14 protein-coding genes are annotated in these 19,246 nt (G+C 38.3%); 1 reads left to right on the top strand and 13 read right to left on the bottom strand.

Annotation, left to right across the window (positions count from 1 at the left end):
- Positions 1-12 precede the first annotated feature (12 nt).
- The 11 genes from HT721_RS08075 to HT721_RS08025 form a co-directional block, all read right to left on the bottom strand.
- A complete protein-coding gene (locus HT721_RS08075) occupies positions 13-576 on the bottom strand; it encodes a TIGR01440 family protein (protein WP_050390108.1) in 564 nt (187 codons plus the stop codon).
- 115 nt (positions 577-691) lie between these two features.
- Entirely contained in the window at positions 692-2,383 is a 1,692-nt protein-coding gene (locus HT721_RS08070; protein WP_173213828.1) for a sensor histidine kinase, read from the bottom strand.
- Positions 2,380-3,117 (bottom strand): response regulator transcription factor, encoded by a 738-nt coding sequence (locus HT721_RS08065; protein WP_173213831.1) that lies wholly within the window; start codon positions 3,115-3,117, stop codon positions 2,380-2,382. The genes HT721_RS08070 and HT721_RS08065 overlap by 4 nt, the downstream gene beginning before the upstream one ends.
- Before the next feature lie 70 nt (positions 3,118-3,187).
- Complete coding sequence (msrB, locus tag HT721_RS08060) at positions 3,188-4,300, bottom strand: peptide-methionine (R)-S-oxide reductase MsrB (RefSeq protein WP_173229549.1); 1,113 nt, start codon at positions 4,298-4,300, stop codon at positions 3,188-3,190.
- Between the two features lie 10 nt (positions 4,301-4,310).
- Entirely contained in the window at positions 4,311-4,877 is a 567-nt protein-coding gene (locus HT721_RS08055) for a redoxin family protein (protein ID WP_050253208.1), read from the bottom strand.
- 19 nt (positions 4,878-4,896) lie between these two features.
- Positions 4,897-5,607, bottom strand: a complete 711-nt coding sequence (gene ccdA2 / locus HT721_RS08050; RefSeq protein ID WP_138703185.1) for a thiol-disulfide oxidoreductase-associated membrane protein CcdA2 — start codon at positions 5,605-5,607, stop codon at positions 4,897-4,899.
- 210 nt (positions 5,608-5,817) lie between these two features.
- A complete protein-coding gene (locus HT721_RS08045) occupies positions 5,818-6,678 on the bottom strand; it encodes a YihY/virulence factor BrkB family protein (RefSeq protein WP_173213837.1) in 861 nt (286 codons plus the stop codon).
- A gap of 112 nt (positions 6,679-6,790) precedes the next feature.
- On the bottom strand, positions 6,791-8,845 hold the full coding sequence (locus HT721_RS08040; RefSeq protein WP_173213839.1) for a cation:proton antiporter: 2,055 nt from the start codon (positions 8,843-8,845) through the stop codon (positions 6,791-6,793).
- An 11-nt stretch (positions 8,846-8,856) separates the two neighbouring features.
- Positions 8,857-9,111: a hypothetical protein gene (locus HT721_RS08035; protein WP_000361085.1), complete on the bottom strand. Its 255-nt coding sequence runs from the start codon at positions 9,109-9,111 to the stop codon at positions 8,857-8,859.
- Positions 9,104-9,661 (bottom strand): class I SAM-dependent methyltransferase, encoded by a 558-nt coding sequence (locus tag HT721_RS08030; protein ID WP_173229547.1) that lies wholly within the window; start codon positions 9,659-9,661, stop codon positions 9,104-9,106. The genes HT721_RS08035 and HT721_RS08030 overlap by 8 nt, the downstream gene beginning before the upstream one ends.
- The gene (locus HT721_RS08025; RefSeq protein WP_173229545.1) at positions 9,645-10,601 is read right to left on the bottom strand and encodes a TIGR01212 family radical SAM protein; all 957 of its coding nucleotides are present in this window, start codon (positions 10,599-10,601) and stop codon (positions 9,645-9,647) included. Before HT721_RS08025 ends, HT721_RS08030 begins: the two co-directional genes overlap by 17 nt.
- A gap of 91 nt (positions 10,602-10,692) precedes the next feature.
- Between HT721_RS08025 and HT721_RS08020 the strand changes: the two genes are divergently transcribed.
- Complete coding sequence (locus tag HT721_RS08020; RefSeq protein ID WP_012972478.1) at positions 10,693-11,052, top strand: DUF3397 family protein; 360 nt, start codon at positions 10,693-10,695, stop codon at positions 11,050-11,052.
- Positions 11,053-11,248: 196 nt separating this feature from the next.
- Here HT721_RS08020 and HT721_RS08015 read toward each other — a convergent pair whose 3' ends face one another.
- Positions 11,249-11,557, bottom strand: a complete 309-nt coding sequence (locus tag HT721_RS08015; RefSeq protein WP_173229543.1) for a hypothetical protein — start codon at positions 11,555-11,557, stop codon at positions 11,249-11,251.
- Positions 11,558-12,049: 492 nt separating this feature from the next.
- Positions 12,050-18,730, bottom strand: a complete 6,681-nt coding sequence (locus HT721_RS08010) for a S8 family serine peptidase (protein ID WP_173229541.1) — start codon at positions 18,728-18,730, stop codon at positions 12,050-12,052.
- Positions 18,731-19,246: the final 516 nt, after the last annotated feature.

Below are 19,246 nucleotides of genomic sequence, written 5' to 3'. Positions count from 1 at the left end.
CTTTATTCATTCTCACGACTTTCTAATAGAATCTTGCGGATAGTGCGCACGCGCACCTCCGATTAATTTTGGACGACTAGCCAGCGCCGTTACATGTGCATGACCAATCTCTCTCAAAAGAGGGCGAATCGGAACCTGAACATGCTTGACATGCATGCCAATTGCAGTGTCTCCGATATCCAATCCAGCATGAGCCTTGATAAATTCAACCTCAACTGGATCTTGCATAAACTTAAAGGCTGCCAACTGACCCGAACCTCCTGCATGGAGAGTCGGAAGGACACTGACGATTTCCAGACCAAACTGCTCTGCCACCTGACGTTCAACGACGAGAGCTCGATTAACATGTTCACAACCTTGAACGGCTAAATGGATACCTCTACTACCTAGAATACCCAAGATAGTCTCCACTATCAGCTCACCAATCTCTTGACTGGATTCTTTCCCAATCTGACCACCTATCACCTCACTAGAAGATAGACCTAAAACAAAAAGGGCCCCCTGCTTCAAATTGGCCTTTTCTAAAACATCTTCTACTATCTGACGTGTTTCTCTTTGAATCTGTGTCTCGTTCATCTCTGTCACCTCTTTTGTCACTCTTCTATCATACCGTTTTTTCTTATTTTTAGCAAGATAGACAACCTAGAAAGCTTGCCCAATTACGCATAAAACTCCCAGAATTGACTGGGAGTTAGCTAGTTTCTATTCTATTTATGTATATTTCCACTTTCGTCCCTTTTTGGGGCCTAGAATCAATCTTCATCTGGTAATTGTCTCCAAAATGAAGTTTGAGTCGCTGATCAACATTTTGCAGACCAACTCCCCCACGTTTGAGTTGACTTTGACTACTATCACCAGCATCTTGGAAGCCAACGCCATCATCCTCAATGCGGATGACCAAGCCCGAATCCTGTTTCTGGACAGAAACTCTAATATGTCCCTGACCTTCCTTCTCCTTGATGCCATGGTACAGAGCATTTTCCACCAAAGGTTGTAACACCAGTTTAGGCAAGACTAGATTATCAAAGGCAGGATTTTCAGCAATCTCATATTCCAGCTTATCTCCGTAACGTTGTTTCTGGATAAAGAGATATTGGCGGACATGATTGATTTCATCAGACAGGCAAATCAAATCTTTACCCTGATTGAGTGCCAAGCGGAAATAGGTTGCCAAAGACTTAGTCACCTGAACCACTCTCTGACTATCCTGAAATTCAGCCATCCAGATGATGGTGTCCAAGGTGTTGTAGAGAAAATGCGGATTAATCTGGCTGGACAGGGCTTGAAGTTGGTACTGACGGGTTGTTTCTTCTTGGCTACGAACATCTGCCATCAGCTGATCAACCTGATCCAACATAGCATTGAACTGGCGAGACACTTCTCTCAGTTCATGGGCACCAGTTTCCTTGGCACGCAGATTCTGATTACCAGAAGCAATCTCCAGCATGGTTTCTCTCAAGTCATTCAGAGGAGCAATCCAGCGTTTGAGACTAAGCCACACCAAGCAGAGACAGGCAAGAAGAGATGTGAAACTGGCTCCAAGCAAGGTCCACATGAGTTGACTCCTAACCTTGTCTAACTTCTCCAACGAGGACACACCAAGCACCGTCCAATCAGTTCCTGCAATCTTTTCCTGACTGACGTAGGATTTGTGGCCAGGAGTATAGCCCTGACCCGTCTCGATGTAGGGTTTCATAGCCTCCATTTCGCTAGACGAACTATAAACTGTGTGTTGAGGATGATAAACAAATTCATGGTTTTCATTGATGATAAAGGCAAAACCCTGCTGACCCAACTGGAGCTGCTTGAGATAGGCTTCCAGAGTTTCATAAGAAATATCCAAACGAAGTACACCCAGATTGGCTCCCTTTGCATCAACAAGTTCCTGAGTGATAGAAATAACCCACTGACTATCCGACTTACGAGCTGGTGTCAAAACAGGCTTAGCTCCCTGATGAATGGCCTTTTGGTACCAATCCTCAGCCATCATATCAGAGGAAGTTTTCATCTGCACACTGTCATCTGTAGAAATGACCTGACCGGATTTGGTTACCAGCACAACAGTTTTCAAGTCCTGATCTGCCTTTAAGATGGTCAAAAACAGATTTCGAATTCCCTTGACCTTGTCTTGACTGGGATTCTCAGCATAGGCTAGGACATCCGCCTGCTGGGTCAAACTGGTCGAGGTGGTTTCTAATTTTTTGATATAAGACTGGATAAAGTGGCTAGTCTGACTGATAGTCGTTTGGCTATTACCTTCAATGGTAGCCTCAATGGCTGAAGAACTAGATTGATAGTAGAACGTACCAACCAGAACTAGGAGAATGAGAAAGACCAAAAAGATGGAAATAACCATTCTAACTAGGAGAGAAGAACGCTTCATCGACCTTCTCCCTTCTTAAACTGACGAGGTGTCACACCCGCAATCTGTTTAAAACGTTGGGTAAAGTAATTCATATCTTCAAAACCAACTTTTTCAGCTATCTCATAAATCTTTAAATCCGTTGTTAAGAGCAAGAGCTTAGCTTGTTTGACACGTTCTCGCACCAGGTAATCCTGAAAAGGTAGACCCAACTCTTTCTTAATCAAAGAGCTCAGATAAGTCGGGCTAAAGCCCAAGTCACTGGCCAAAGCCTTTAAACTAAACTGGCTGTCATCTAGATGAGACTGAATTTTCTGGGCCAAGTTTCCTTCAAACTTATCAGTCAATAAATCTTGTAACTGCTCTTCTTTCTCTTCCTTATCCAACTTTTGCTTGATTTTCCCCAACATTTCCTCAATATCCTGACGAGAAAAGGGCTTGAGCAAGTAGTCATCTACACCTAGTTTGACAGCAGACAAGGCATAATCAAAATCATCGTAACCTGTCAAAAAAACTAGGTGAACCTGAGGATAGGTTTCTCGGACCAGACTGGCCAACTGAATGCCATTTAGTTGAGGCATGTTGATATCGGTCAAAATGATATCCGGCACCTGCTTTTGAATCAATTCCCAAGCCTGTCTTCCATTTTCAGCCTGACCGATGATTTCCATATCGTAGGCTGCTACATCGACCAGCTTGGTCAAGCCTTGTCTTACCAGATACTCATCTTCTACGATTAAGATTGTGTAGGTCATGCTTCTCTCCTTTGTCACTTACTAGTATCAGTATAGCAAAATTCTCCTCTAACTGCTTAGGAAAGACTTCTTAATCAACATAATCTAATAAATAAGCGTAGCCTTTTTCTTCCATTTGATCTTTAGGAATAAAGCGGATGGAAAGACTATTGATACAGTAGCGCAAGCCGCCCTTGTCCTGTGGCCCATCCGTAAAGACATGGCCAAGGTGAGAATCTCCAACTCGGCTCCGCACTTCCATGCGTGTCATATTGTAAGACTTATCTTCCTTGTAGGTGGCAACATCTGGACTGATTGGTTGGGTAAAACTAGGCCAGCCGCAACCAGACTCAAACTTGTCCTTTGATGAAAAGAGAGGTTCTCCAGTTGCTACATCCACATAGATACCGGATTCAAATTTATCCCAGTAGCGGTTTGAAAAAGCTCGCTCTGTTTGATTTTTCTGGGTAACTGCATACTCCTCAGGCGACAAGGTCTTTTTCAATTCATCATCACTTGGTTTTGGGTATTTGCTGGCATCGATGACAGGGTAGGCCGCCTGATTGACATTGATATGGCAGTAGCCATTTGGATTTTTCTTGAGATAGTCTTGGTGGTAATCCTCAGCCACTACAAAATTCTGCAGACTCTCCTTTTCAACTGCTAGAGGTTGATCGTATTTCTTAGCAACTTCATCAAAGACTTGGTTGATTACCTCCAAATCCTTATCATCTGTGTAATAAACACCAGTACGGTACTGGGTCCCCACATCATTTCCTTGTTTATTTTTGCTGGTTGGATTGATAATGCGGAAATAATGAAGCAGGATTTCCTTGAGGGAAATTTGATTGGCATCATAAGTAACATGGACAGTCTCCGCATGTCCTGTTTGGTTAATCAATTCGTACTTAGTTGTTTCCCCTCTACCGTTTGCATAGCCTGATACGGCATCTGTCACTCCGGGAACGCGGGAGAAGTATTCCTCCACTCCCCAGAAACAACCTCCAGCTAGATAAATTTCGTGCAAGTCTGCGTCTTTACTAACTTCTGTTTTTTTCACTGTTTTTCCTCCTTGGCTAACTGCCGCTTTCTCAATTTGCGAGGCATCTGTCTGTCCTGCATTTCTTATCAATAGAAAATAGAAACCGGTTATGGCTAGGAAAAATACTCCTAGCAACAAGATGATTTTTAACTTATCATTCATAGAACACCTCCTAGGCCAATTCCTTCAAAGTTTGCAAAATCGCATCTTTTTCCATAAAACCTGGTTGGGTTTTGACCAATTTTCCTTCACCATCTATAAAGGCTTGAGTTGGGTAAGAACGGACGCCATAAGTTTCCAAAAGTTTGCCTGACGGGTCAACTAGGACTGGGAAATTTTTATAATCCAAGCCCTTATACCAATTCTTAAAGTCCGCTTCAGATTGCTCTCCCTTGTGTCCTGGTGACACTACTGTCAAGACCACATAATCGTCACCAGCATCCTTAGCGATTTCATCTGTATCTGGAAGGCTGGCCAGACAGATGGAACACCAAGAAGCCCAGAATTTGAGATAGACTTTCTTGCCCTTGTAATCAGATAAACGGTAGGTCTTGCCATCTACTCCCGTCAGTTCAAAATCAGCAACTTCTTTCCCTTTAGCTGCGCTTGTTTTACTAGCTGTCTGCTCCATCTTCATTTCATCTTTCATTTGGTGTTCACTAGTCATGGACTTGCCTGAACAAGCCGTCAAACAAAGGAGCGAACCTGCTCCAAGAACACATGTTTGCCATTTTTTCATATTGATATTCCTTTCCATTTTATTCAAATAATTGACTTAAAATTGAAGCATTTCCAAACAGAACTAAGAGTCCCATCACGATAATAAGAAAACCACCCACTTTTTTGAGAATCCCGAGATAAGGATGGAGTTTTCGAAAATGTTTCAAAACATAGCTAGAGGCTAGAGCTAGAAGCAAGAATGGTAGCGCCAAACCCAACGTGTACACCAACATGAGACCCGCTCCCTGCCAAGCACCTGAACCACCTGAAGCCGCTAAAGCCAAAACAGAGCCAAGAACCGGCCCCACACAAGGCGTCCAAGCAAAACTAAAAGTTAACCCCAGTAAAAACGCCTGACTATAGCCCTTACCATTTTGCCCCTGTCCTTGCAGTTGTAACCTCTTTTCCTTATAAAGTCCCTTAAAGTGTAGAATCTCCATCTGGTGCAAGCCTAAGAGAATGATAACCGCACCCGTCACATATTGAAACCAAGAAGCATAAAGCAAATCGCCTAAAAAACCAGCTCCATAGCCTAGTAAGATAAAAATAAAGGAAATCCCCGCTATAAAGGCCAGAGTTCGCAATAAACTAACAACTGAGATGGAAAATTTGCCACTAGAAGCCTGAGCACCATCCTTATCATCTAGTAACACCCCTGCATAGACTGGTAACAAGGGTAAGATACAAGGAGAAAAGAAGGATAGAATCCCTGCCAAAAATACACTTAGAAAAAAGAAAATATGACCCATAAAGTTCCTCCTATCATTTTATTGATAGATTTATTATACTCCTTCCATTTTCGAAAAAACAGGGATAATGATAGGGAAAAATAGGAATTTAATCAGATGATTTAGAAATATTGGACAAAAACTATACAAAAAACTGTCAAAGCAAAAAAGCGCATAGTATCAAGGCTTTATAGAACCTTGATACTATGCGCTTTTGTAATGGATAAATAGTTAGTCTTTTCTAAAACTAGGATCTTTCAAACTCTGCACACTGGCATTGATCACCGCGCCTAGGATAACAATTTTAGCAATCAAGATAAACCAAAACATCATAACAACAAGAAGAACAGAACCTAAAATTCGGACGTCCACCAAATGATGGACATAGTAATTGAGATAACTAGAGAACAGAGTTAGTAAACCTAAAATCACTAAGAGAACAAAGGCACTACCTGGTAGGGTATAACTAAGTTTCCTGTTAGATAGATTGGGAAGAAAATAATAAAGCATGACCAAGATAGCAAAGAGGAGGGCGTAAGTCAGAGGACCTGCCAACCCTTGTAAAGCCTGATAGATAATGCCATCTTTTGTCCAATAATGAGCAAGTAGATCCAAAATCATCTGACCAAACAAGCTCAAAAACAAGGCAAAAGCAAAGAGGAGCTGCAAGCCAAAACTGACTAGGAGACTCACCATCTGATGGGAAATAAGTCCACGACTCTTTTCGACGCCATAAGCCTTGTTAAGAGCTTTTTGTAAGAAATTCATAGATTTTGAAAAACTCCATAGCGCCGACAAGACAGAAAAACTCAATAAACCTGTTGAAGGTTGGGTCAAGACTTCTCTGGCTATTTTTTCCACACCTTCATAGAGGCTTGGGGGCAGGACGTCTTTCACAAAGCCCAGAAATTCTACCACAGGAATCTGAAAATAAGGCAGGATATTGACCACCACCAAAAGCAGGGGAAAAATCGAAATCAACCAATAGTAGGCTACTGCGACACTGGTCAACTCACTATCTGATGCTTGATAATAATGCAAAAAAGCTTTTAATAGAGGCTTGTCTATCAGCTCTTTCCACCACTTTTTCATGTCACACTCCTTCACTTATAATCTTATACTCAACGAAAATCAAATAGCAAACTAGGAAGCTAGCCNNAAGGCGACGCTGACGTGGTTTGAAGAGACTTTCGAAGAGTATTAACTAATTTCTTCTTACTAATTCCACCATATCATAAGGCAGGGTATTGGCAGCTTCCTTCAGAGAATAGTTCTCTAAGTTATTGACATTTTGTCGTAACTTCTTGGCATACTTGGTCGTAATCAATCGTTTTTCTTCGTATTCGAAAATCAACTTGCGCTCCAGATAATATCCTCTCAGCATTTCATCGATATTGTTGGGCTTGACGCGATTGATAACCCGTTCGACAAAGGCACCACTGCTGATAATAGCTGTTTCACGAAGACGAGACTCCTGCATAAAACTAATCAAAGAGCGTCTATAGACTCCCTTCAGGTTTTCCAAACTTTCAATAATCATCTCTGTATTAGCAAGATAGAGCTCTGCTATTTGGTCATAATCAAGAGCACGGAGACGGCTTTGCTCCTTGTCCTTCCAGCTACGGAAGGTCTTTCCGAGAGTAAAAACTTCATGCAGGAGAAAACGTAAAATCCTCAAGGAAACAAGAAAATAATAGGTCAGTCTTGACGCAAACTTACGATTGATTCCTCGTTCTATGTTTTTCAGATAACGTTGGTAAACTCGGTAAGCACGATTGCTAATGTTCCCCTCTTCATAGGCCTGTTCCAATCCATCACTTTCAATACTAAGAATCAAGAGTTTCAAAGCAGCCCAGTCTTCTTGAGCCCCCTTATTTTCTTGACTCAGGATGAGATTTTCAATACGTCCATGGTAATTGTCAATAGCCGCATAGAGAGGGAGCTTATTTCTCGTGCCTTCCAACTCTTTTTCCAACTCTAGCGTTACTTCATTCAAAATGGCAATATGCATGAGATAATCCTTGCTTTCTTCCTCTTCATCAGAAAGATGAGGCAAGACCACGAGGCCTGTTAAAAAACTGACAAGCGTCACACCTGCGACAAGGAAAAGTAAGAGAGGATACTCCTGCTCTAAATTACTTGGTATCAGAAGAATTGTAGCAATCGACACGGTTCCCTTAACACCTGAGAAGGTCAAGAGAAGCATATCCTTCATATACTTATTTAGCTTTTTCTTGAGACGTCTAGTCCTATAGGCATAATAGCCATAGATCATGACAAAACGAATAGCAAAGAGGACAAAGGTAAGAGCGACAAGAGATCCCAATAAAAGTAAGGGATTATAGATTGGATTGGTCAAGATAGGTTCTGCTATCATTTCCAACTCCATCCCTAAAATCACAAAGACAGAACCGTTGAGCATAAAGTTCACTGTATGCCAGACCGTCTCGGTCACCGTATCCACTTGGGCTTCGAGGAGCGTAATTTTCTTAAAACGGCTTGCCTTTAAAATCCCAGCAACTACAACGGCAATAATCCCAGAAACGTGTACTTCTTCTGCCAGAAAGAAGGTCACCAGAGGCAAACTCAATTCTAATAAAAGCTCACTGGCAATATCCGTTGCTCGCACACTTAGCAAGAAGCTATGGAGGAAACGGTTGGTCATGGCTGTTAAAAAGCCAATCAAAAAACCGCCTAGAATTGAAAAGATGAGCGAACTGCTAGCTTGCCCAAGGGAAAAGGCTCCAGTTGTCCAAGCTGTCAAAGCTACCTGAAAAGCCACCAAACCAGAAGCATCATTCAAGAGTCCTTCACCTTTAAGAATATTGGACACGCGCTTAGGAAAGCTAAAGCGCTCCGAAAGAGAGGCAAAGGCCACCAAGTCCGTAGGCCCAAGGGCCGCCCCAACAGCCAAACAAGCTGCCAAAGGAAGGCTGAGCCAAAGAAGATGGGCCAAGCCACCCAAACTCAGGGTCGAGATAAAAATCACTGGAAATATGAGATAAACAATGATTCTCCAGTGTTTTAAAATAGCTGTAATGTCCGCTTCTTCCGACTCTCGAAAAAGCAAGGGCCCAATAACCAGTGCCAAAAACAACTCTGTATTGAGGTGAAAGTCGGTATTGGGTAAAAAGAGACCAATCACAATTCCCAAAAGAATTTGCACCAAAGGAAGAGGCAAAAAGGGCAGAAGTTTATTGGTTGTACTTGAGACAATCAAGACCAGTAAAAATAGGATGAGGTAAATCAGTAATTCCACGCACGACCTCCTTAATCTTTTTTACAACAGGATTCAAATATCTCCTTCTGCTCTTTGATTTTTTGGTCAATCTTGGAACAATCTTTGTGCTCAATTTTTCTCTGGCACCGTTCCATTTCAAGAGCAACTAATTTTTTCTTAATTTTAAGCATTTTTTTGCTCATATGCGCTTGGTCTAGCACGCCCACCGCTCGTTCGTGGTGGGTTGATTCAACAAAATTCTGGCGCATGGCATCCAGCTTTTCACGTAGGTATTGTTTATCCATGTTTATATCTCTCTAATTTTTCAATCATTACTAAAAATGGTGGATTGTTGACTTGGTTTAAAGTTCGGTAAATGGTAGCTGTAAACTCCTGTTGGTTCAACTGGCTAACAAAATCCAAGACAGCATCCCTCTCGAGGTCGCCTCCTTCATGACCATAGTAGATCATGATAGCAATCCGTCCCCCTTTGACAAGCAAATGACACAGCTTTTCTAATGCTTCAATCGTTGTCTGAGGTCTGGTGATGACAGACTTATCAGCTGACGGCAGATAGCCCAGATTAAAAATCCCTGCCTTGGCTTCTGTCACAAACTGGTCCAGTTTCTCATGACCTTGCAAGATTAACTGGGCATTTGTCATTCCAGCTTGGTCCAAACGCTCTTGGGTCTTTTCCAAGGCTTGTTCCTGAATATCAAAGGCATAGACTTTCTTGGCTAGCTTGGCTAAAAAAAGGGTGTCATGACCATTTCCCATGGTCGCATCCACTACGATATCCTCTTTTGTCACTACCTCAGCCAAAAAATCATGTGCCATCTCAAGTGGTCTTTTCATTTTCAAACTCCTGTTTTACAGCCTTGCATCCTTGAACGCTTCCACGACGTCGCATCTCCATCTCAATGCTGTTTAGCACTTCCCATTTATTGAGGCTCCACATAGGGCCAATCAGCATATCTCTAGGTGCATCTCCTGTAATGCGATGGATGACAATATGCTTGGGAATGATTTCCAGCTGATCACAGATGACCTTGACATATTCGTCCTGACTCATCAACTGTAAACGTCCCTCGTGGTAATCTCGTTGCATACGCGTATTGGTCATCAGGTGAAGCAAGTGCAGTTTAATCCCTTGAATATCATTATCCGTGACACAACGGCGGACATTTTCAACCATCATCTCATGGGTTTCACCAGGCAAACCATTGATCAGATGGGAAACAATCTCAATCTTGGGATACTTTCTTAAACGCTTGACCGTTTCCACGTACAATTCATAAGAATGGGCACGGTTAATCAGGTCAGAGGTTGTTTCATAAGTGGTCTGCAAGCCCAATTCTACCGTCACATGCATGCGTTCCGACAATTCAGCCAAATATTCGATGGTTTCGTCTGGTAAACAGTCTGGGCGCGTTCCAATATTGATTCCTACCACACCTGGCTCGTTGATAGCCTGCTCATAACGTTCCCGAATCACTTCCACCTTTTCATGAGTGTTGGTAAAATTTTGAAAATAAACCAGATACTTCTGAACATCTGGCCACTTGCGGTGCATAAAGTCAATTTCCTTATAAAATTGCTCACGGATAGGCGCATCTGGTGCTACAATAGCATCTCCAGAACCTGAAACCGTACAAAAAGTACAGCCTCCATGAGCCACAGTTCCATCACGATTGGGACAGTCAAATCCCGCATCAATAGGGACTTTAAAGGTCTTTTCTCCAAAGAGTTTTCGATAATAATCATTCAAGGTATTATAAGATTTCATAACTTTCATTATAACAAAAAACACCCACAATCTCAAAAGCCTGACTTTCCTATAAATTCCTCTGTTTCTCGTTTCCATTAGCGATTTTTTATGATACAATATGGATATGATTTTAATGAAATTAGCCTCTATTTTATTATTGATACTGACCTTGGTCGTCTGCATTATCATAACCAAACTTTTTAGATTAAAAAAACTAGGACGAAACTTTGCGGATTTGGCTTTTCCAGTCTTAGTATTTGAGTATTACTTGATTACAGCTAAAACCTTTACCCATAATTTTCTCCCTAGACTAGGCCTAGCCCTCTCACTCCTAGCCATTATCCTCGTTTTTTTCTTCCTTTTGAAAAAACGTAGCTTTTACTATCCTAAATTCATCAAATTCTTCTGGCGTGCAGGATTTTTATTAACCCTTGTCATGTATATAGAGATGATTGTTGAATTGATGGCTCAGAAATAAAAAAATGAAATCAAAAACACCTCAATCAAGCTGAAATACAGTGATTGAAGTGTTTTTTCTTTATATCTTTTTTAATAATTCTTATACTCAATGAAAATCAAAAAGCAAACTAGGAAGCTAGCCGCAGGCTGCTCAAAACACGGTTTTGAGGTTTCAGATGGAAGCTGACGTAGTTTGAAGAGATTTTCAATAATTCCTATTTCCTTTCTTTATCAGGAAATAGATAGGCAATACCTACACAAGCCAGCACACCTGCTCCAATTACCAAGCCACTTGAAATTGGCAAAAGGTCCAAAATTGCATTCGCAATGATAAAGGCAATAATCAAACACATCAGACTAGTCTTATAGTCCTTTTTCAAAAGATTTTCTAGGGAAAAATAGAGGAACAGGCCTACCGGAATCAATGACCAGAGGTTGACATTAAAATTTGGCCAGCCAACAGAACCAAAATACACTACTGTCGCTGCTGCTAGTAAAAATACAATCCCTAATAATTTTTTCATTTCTTTATCTCCAATTTCTTTTTTAGGAACTTGAGTTATCTGATAGTGACGCCTCCTGTTCCTTACAAAAATCATTATAGCAGAGGTTAGTTTCAAGAACAAGTTCGTTTGCCTATCTGGTCTCTATATCGGTCTAAGTGGTTCAATAATAGCGATAAAATAAGGAAGCAGGTGAAAAACTTCCTTCCAAATAAAAAGGAATTAAGCAACCAAACGCTACTTAATTCCTTGAAATTATCTCATCACCTCTATTAGCCTTTAAATTTTGATAGACTCTATTTTCTAATCAATGTGACCAATATTGTCAATACTAACCCTTTCAATCAATTCATTAGTTGTCGAAACTAAGTCTATTAATAAATCCAAAAAGAGTATCAATAGTAAAGTAAACTAAATAATTGAGTTATAAATGGCTATTTTCACAAAACTGTTTCATCATCACACTATCTCAGTACATAAACCATTTTTTCATCTATAGCTTTTGTCTTCATCTTAATCTTTTTTCTTTAATCCAAGAAATGTGCCTACGGTAAACAGTATTCCAGCAACGAATAATGTAAAGACTCCGCTAACTGTTCCGGTTTTTGGTGACTTATTAAGATTGTTAGTAGTTAATTTGCTATCGATATTGGTGTCTTTATTGGCTATGTTCTCTGGTTCATTAGGATAAACTTCAGTCTTATTTTCAAAGTTTTTATCATTTCTACCAGGAACTGTAGCTTTGACATCCTTAGTTAAATCAGATCTTTGACTTTCATCTAATTGACTATAATTTACTTGTACAGGAACTGTAGCTGTGACACCCTCAGTTGAATCAGATTTGTGTGAATGATTTTCTCTTTGGAAATCCTCTTTTCTGTGACTTTCATCTAATTGATTATGATTTACTTGTACAGGAACTGTAGCTTTGACACCTTCAGTTGAATCAGATTTATGGGAATGATTTTCCCTTTGTAAATCCTCTTTTCTGTGACTTTCATCTAATTGATTATGATTTACTTGCACCTTATTTTTCTTTTTGGATACATCAAAAGTAGGTTTATTTTCTTCCTCCTTTTTCTCCTCTATTTTCTTGAATACAGGTTTTATAAAGGTATCTTTTGATAAATTAAGAACATAGCCAGCATCTTTTTTCCCTTCGAAACCAGCAATTTCCCAACCATCAAATTGATAGCCTTTTTCTAATTTACCCTTATAGACAGGTAAAATGAAATCTTCTTCCGACACTATCTTAGAACTCATTTCTTTTCCATTTTGCATGGTCACAGTTACCGTATGAGGTTTTAGTTCTCTTACCTCTCCCGTATCTTTGTTTAAAATGAATTCTTTTACAGTTGTATTTCTTGCAAAATCTTTTACAAGAATCTTAATGTTTAGTGTCTTATCTGTTAGTTGTTTAATATCATCAAATGATGTGTATTCTTTTCCATTTACATAAATATGTTTGTCTTGAATCTCACCATTGAATCCATTATCTCTTTTATCATTGATATTAAAGACTACAGATTTTCCGTTAGCATATTCGATACTTGTATTTCCCTTGGGATCAATGTTTACTTCTGGTTTAACATTATCATATAAAAATTGATAGTGTACTCCAACCGCTTTCGCATTCAAATTGCTATAGCCAGTTTGAAGATAAACATTTCCATCCATATCTGTTACCTTATCTGGAAATCCGTTTGCTTTATAATCTTTCATCCCCCAGTCCATGATGTCACCGTCTTTAACATTAAGCTTAACGTTAAAATCTCTAGTGTTATCAATGTGTAAATCTCCGTAGATTAAATAATTATCTACAACCGATTCATTAACTCTCAATTCCCAGTTAAAACCACCCTTATCAGAAATCTTACCTCTTAAATAAAATTCTGGATTTCGTACATAAATTTTATTAGATTTAGATGGATTAAAGTAGTTCTTATCCATTGAAAGGTTTACTGGTTTGGTATCAATAAATAACATGGAGCCATCTTCTTTTATAGCTTCTACATTAGAATATTCCTCCCCATGATACTCTTTATTATCCTTACCAAATAATACAAGTTTAGAAGGATCTGTTACAAGATTTCCGTCTTTATCGATTGCCTCCCCTTTATCGTTCATTTTAAATGTAAACACTTGATACCTTACAATGTTAAAGCCGTCCAAAGCCGACATTAATACAGCTTGAGTACTTCTTCCATCTTCAACATTTCTACTGTCAGAATAAATTATTTTTTCTGAAAGGGCTCTTAGATTAGGATTGGAATTTTGTATTTTTGCTATATCTTCCTTGCTATAGACTCCATTTCCTTCTAACATATCCGTTTTTCCAGGATTATAGGTAGTCACTTTTAGTGCATAGCCTTTTCTCAGAATGATATTATCCTTTAATAGATATTGTTGTTTTTCTGAATCAGAATAGATTTTACCAGATTCCATTTCAGTTAAATTATTTGGTTTGTTCTTTGAAAGATCTCCTTCTCCTAATTCTATTATATTCCCATAACTTGATGCATAGGGATATTCTGTCTTAGTTTCCCTATTTTTTTCAGGCATTCTAATCTTCGTTTCAGCTTTTCTCTGACCATCATCTGTAACAAAGAATCTCATATCTCCTGCAAAAGCTAATCCATCCACAATATCATTAATATTAGCGTATAAATCAAATGTCATCGTTTTTGAATTGGAATCATACTTGGTCGCTTTGATTTCTATATATTTATAGGTATTTCCATAATATACCTTGGCATTTTTAGACACATTACGTATCTTTCCAAGAATTTCAAAGTGTCCATCTTTAGACGGGCTTAGAACACCATAAATTTTTGATTTGATTTCGTCAAGTTTTTCAGTTTCATATTCTAAGGCGCTACCATCGTCATAGGCAGCTATATTTCCTTTATCGTCATATCGATAATCAAGTTCTACTGTTCTTGTACCACCATTTACAAAGTCCTCTTCTTCCCTATATTTCTTTTTAATGAGTTTCTTTAGGTCTTTATTTTCAAAGTTTCTAATTGTTGAAATAGTTTTATTTATTTCAAGGCTAGCTTCTCCCTCAACTGAACTTTCTTCATCTGGTTTTGAATCTTCATCCTTAGCTTGATTATTATTGGTATTTTCCTCTGAGCTCTTTGCATTTTTGAGTTTATCTTCAGAAATTTCACCAAGTTTTTCATATTTAGAAGCATCTTTGTCAGGATCTACTAGGTAATAAGAAATCATTCCTTTTTCATCAGCTTGGTCATCAAATTTAATTCTATGGATTTTGGTGAAGTTGCTTGCACCATCTAGGGCGATTACTTCGATGATTTTTCCTCTTAAATCTCCTGCTCCGCTAATTTCGTAGATAGTATTTCCATCTTTATCAAGCTTCCTATTTCTTCCCTCACCCTCTCCGGCGTAAGTTACATCAAGACTTTTCTCAACATCTCCATACTTATCGACAAGAGCTGCACCTGCGTACCATACTTCGTTGGCTACTTCTTCAAATTTCTCAGGATGTTCTTTTTGGTCTCTAGCAAACAAGGTTTCGTGTTTGTACTCATCCTTTACCTTGTGGTAGGTATCTTTTGCGATCAATTTAATTTTATCTGGATTAGAAAAATCAATTGAAATAATTTTTGGAGCTGTATTATCAATTTTTACTGGTATATAAGAAACTTGCCATGGATAATCCTTGGTTAATCTATATTTGAATTTGTAGAAGTATTGACCCTCAGCTATTGATTCAAATTGTCCTCTTATCCTAGTAGCTGGATCTTGGTTATCCTTACTTTCTGGTTCATTTTCTTCTCTACCTCTAGGGTTATAGATGAGTCCATCCCACTTCAAATCACCCCAAACTTTTAGTTTAGATGATTTGATTCCCTTTGCATCATTGCTTTTAGAATTTAAAATTCCTCTAATAAAGTGTTCTCTCGAAATGACTTTTAAGTCTCTTTGATTTTCTCCCTCTTTATTTGTATTTACTATTGAAATCAATCCTTCTTCTGCACTTCTTAATACAAGTGGAGAAGGGGTTAATCCTCTTTCAAGTTGAGCATCTTGAGGATTTCCATTTGAATCTAAAGGATAAATGTTAGCAACATTAGATCCACTAGTGGATTCTGCATGAATACCTTGGTTGTTAAAGGCAAATAGGTCTGGGTCTTGGTCTAGTGATGTAATATTTTTATCTTTTCTGTTTTGAATAACAGCTGCTGGATTAAATTTATCTATACCATGTTCTCCACCAATTCCCTTATTTAAGGTTCCTGGAATTTTTGGTTTACCATCATCATCATAACCTTCCATTGTTTTTGATTTTGAACCCTCTTCCCAGGCCCATTTATCAAGGATTGGTTCGTGGTTCCAATTCCCAGCAAATCCCATTAGAGGCATCGACAAAGAAGGTTGGAAGTTTATTTTCTTCCCGTTAGAGTTTAGAGCTTCCATTTCTTCCACTGACTCAAAATGAATAAATGATTCTACAAATTTATTTTTGTCTTTAGCCTCTCCAACATTTATAACCGCATTCAAATCAAAGCTAGAATTTGCGCCTATAGTGAAAGTATCATGCTCAAATGTGATATTTGCTCCTTTGATTTTTTCTGGATGGATTTCTGGAACAATTTGCTTACCATCTGGAGATTTTTCATCTTTGTATGTTTCATCCAGCTTTAATCTATCAGTTAGAGAATCTGTAGTTATCGCTGATGCTGAAACTTTAAAGGTCAAAGGTCTGTTTGATGTATTGTGAAGCTTAATTGTAAAATATTTTTCTTCTCCTTTTATTTCTTTAAGAGAAATAGAACCATAAGAGTTTACCAAACCTTTAGAATCCTTGTTTTTGAAAGTCGCTACAACTTCATTTCTCAAAGCATTGGCCACATTAATTAGGCCTGCTCCCTGTTGTCTAGGTGATGCAAAGTATTGGCTTTTTTCTTTCCAAGACGTTGCGTCCATCATCGGTCGCGCAGTATTTTGTAGAGCAATTTTTGTAAGACTTGTAAGGTCTATTTTGTCATCTCCCTCAAGATTTCTCAATACAGGTCTTTCAAGCATTTCCTTTAACTTCGGTCTAATCAAAACAGTAGAAGCTGCTACGATTGGAGTTGCCATACTGGTTCCTGACATATAGCCATAAGTTGATTTACCATTAATGACATTAAGCGTGGATTTAATATTTTTACCAGGTGCTGAAACATCGGGTTTTAAAAGTAAATCTATTCTTGGCCCCCAAGATGTGGATCCTGCTGGAACGATGATATCTTCTTTATAGAGTTCTTTGTCTGTGTCAGGTGCAAACTTAAAGTCAATTTCTTTTTCGTCACCTACATTCGGTTTGTTGGAATTAAAACTTTCCATATCAATTGGATAGTATTGCTCCAATTTATCTTTAAAATCTTCTTTATTATTTCTTTTGACTTCAGTTTTTTTATCAGGATTAATCATGTTCCATAGCTTTACACCATCATCTCCTGAAATTGAAAACACTTGACTTTTAGTCCCTTCATCCGCTTCATATCCCATAGCTGGAAGCTCTGTCCAATTATCTCTATTGTAGTAATTGACAGTATTTACAACCATAATGGCGCGTGCGCCCTTATCCGTAGCTTTTTTAAAAGCATTTTTTAAATCCTTTGTATAAATTCTATCCATTACTGCAATTTTGCCCTTAAGATCCAAACCTATCAAATCTTGGTCTTGGCCCTTGCCTATATATACAAATTTCAATTTACTAGGAGCTTTTGAACCATCTTCATTTGTTGTGATTTTATTCTTATCGAAAAAGGCCCCTATATTTCTGTATTTAAAACTTTCTCCACCTATGTTAACTTTATCAAACTCAACTGTTTGATTTTTAGCAGATGCAACCGCTATCGCATCTTCATGTGCTGCTGTTCGCGTTACATTTCCAGTGTCGGTCATTTTCAGATGATTATTTGCCACTAAATCCCAAGAAGAACTTGAAGCAGAAGTCGCATAGTTACCCGTAGCGACAACCATTGGAATGCCTGCTTTTCTTAATGCTCTAATAGCTTGCCAATATTTCTCACCTACAAGACCTGTTCCTGTAAAACCAGATGATACCGAAACAACATCAACGTTGTGTTTGATGGAATCTTCAATAGCATGAAACATTGTTTCATCCCCTGCGAACCCAGATCCTGCGTCAGAGTACATTTTATAAGAGAAGATCTGTGCATTAGGTGCAATTCCATCTATTCCATTAAAGTTCTTGATGTCTTTTTCAGTATCATTTCCAGCAAGAATCCCTGCAATATGCATCCCATGGGGATCAAAATAATCACTTCCATCATCAGCTCTTTCTACGGTAATTTTACCACCATTATAATAATTAAAAGCATGAGGAATTTTATCACTCAACCAATAATTTTTATCAGTGCCTTTTAAGTCTTCTTTTTTAAATCTCATTGAGGCTTTGGCATCATCATCGATTCTCATAGCCTTATGCCTATAATCTGTTCCAGTATCGATATTTGAAATGACCATACCTCTGCCATCAAAATTTCTTCCAAATTGAGCATTAATGGCCTTTAGGTAATCAATAGCTTCCTCAACTCCAATTTCCTTTCTGGCATGATTCATCATGGGTTGGACTTTTTGTGCCCTTTCAACCGATGAGATACCTTCTATTTGTTTAATTTTGTCCAAGTTATCTGGAGTTGTTTCTATGGCACTACCGTTAAAAATTCTATCATAAGTATATAAAACTTTTGTATTCTTAAGACTGGATAGTCCCTTGATTGCTTTTTCTCTAGACTCTTCATCTTTAAATTCAGCAATATAGACAAGTCTATCCTCTTTTTTGGGACTTTCTGAGTCTTTACTTGCAGACGAGTCCGCTTTATCTCCTTGGGATTGATTGGAATTTTCTTCTTTGCTTGTTGCTTCTTCATTGCTAGTGCTATTGTCTATCACAGGATTTTTACTAACAACTTCTTTTTCCTCAATAATTGTTGTTTTCTTTTCTTCAGTATCCTTTGAAGCTTCTATAGCATGATGAATCTCTTCATGTTTCTCTTTATTTTCTGTTTCCTTATCTACTACTACTTTTTCTTTATCAGAGATATTTAAAGCATCTTCAGAGCTAGATATATCTGCTAAGACTACCTCATTAGGGGCATAGGCTGCTAAAATAACTGCAGCTGTGGTTAATGACAATACTGTACTTTTTTTCATTTTAATTCCTTACATATTTATTCAACTTCCAATAGATAGAAAACTTTAACTTTGCTAGCCTTTGTTATAAAAAGTTTTACTAAGTATTATCTAGGAAATAGAGTAGTACATTTATATATAATTGTTAGCTCTCCATAAAAATAGTATATCATTTTTTAAATTTAAGTCAAGAAAAATTAATATGTGTTAATTTATTTTTTAATACACATTAAAAATATAGAGTCAAAAACTTTCGTAGTTAGCTAGGGTACATTGTCAGAACATTCACACCATCAAAAATAGTAGCAATCAAATTGAACCACTACCAAAATCACAAAGTCAAACATCATTGATGAAATATCAGCGCTATTAAACAATATAAATAACCGCTAAGAACGAGGCTTAACGGTTATTTTCTACATATCTAATTTTTCAAATCCTCAGTCATATCTTCACCTGTGACCTAGGCTTTACGAGTGCCTTTCTCTAGCAACTAATACTCAATGAAAATCAAAAAGCAAACTAGGAAGCTAGCCG

Origin of the sequence: Streptococcus sp. 4094 (genome assembly GCF_013277125.1) — a bacterium.
Classification (GTDB): domain Bacteria; phylum Bacillota; class Bacilli; order Lactobacillales; family Streptococcaceae; genus Streptococcus.
The sequence above is the reverse complement of the archived record's forward strand: the minus strand, read 5'-3'. Positions and strand labels throughout refer to the sequence as shown.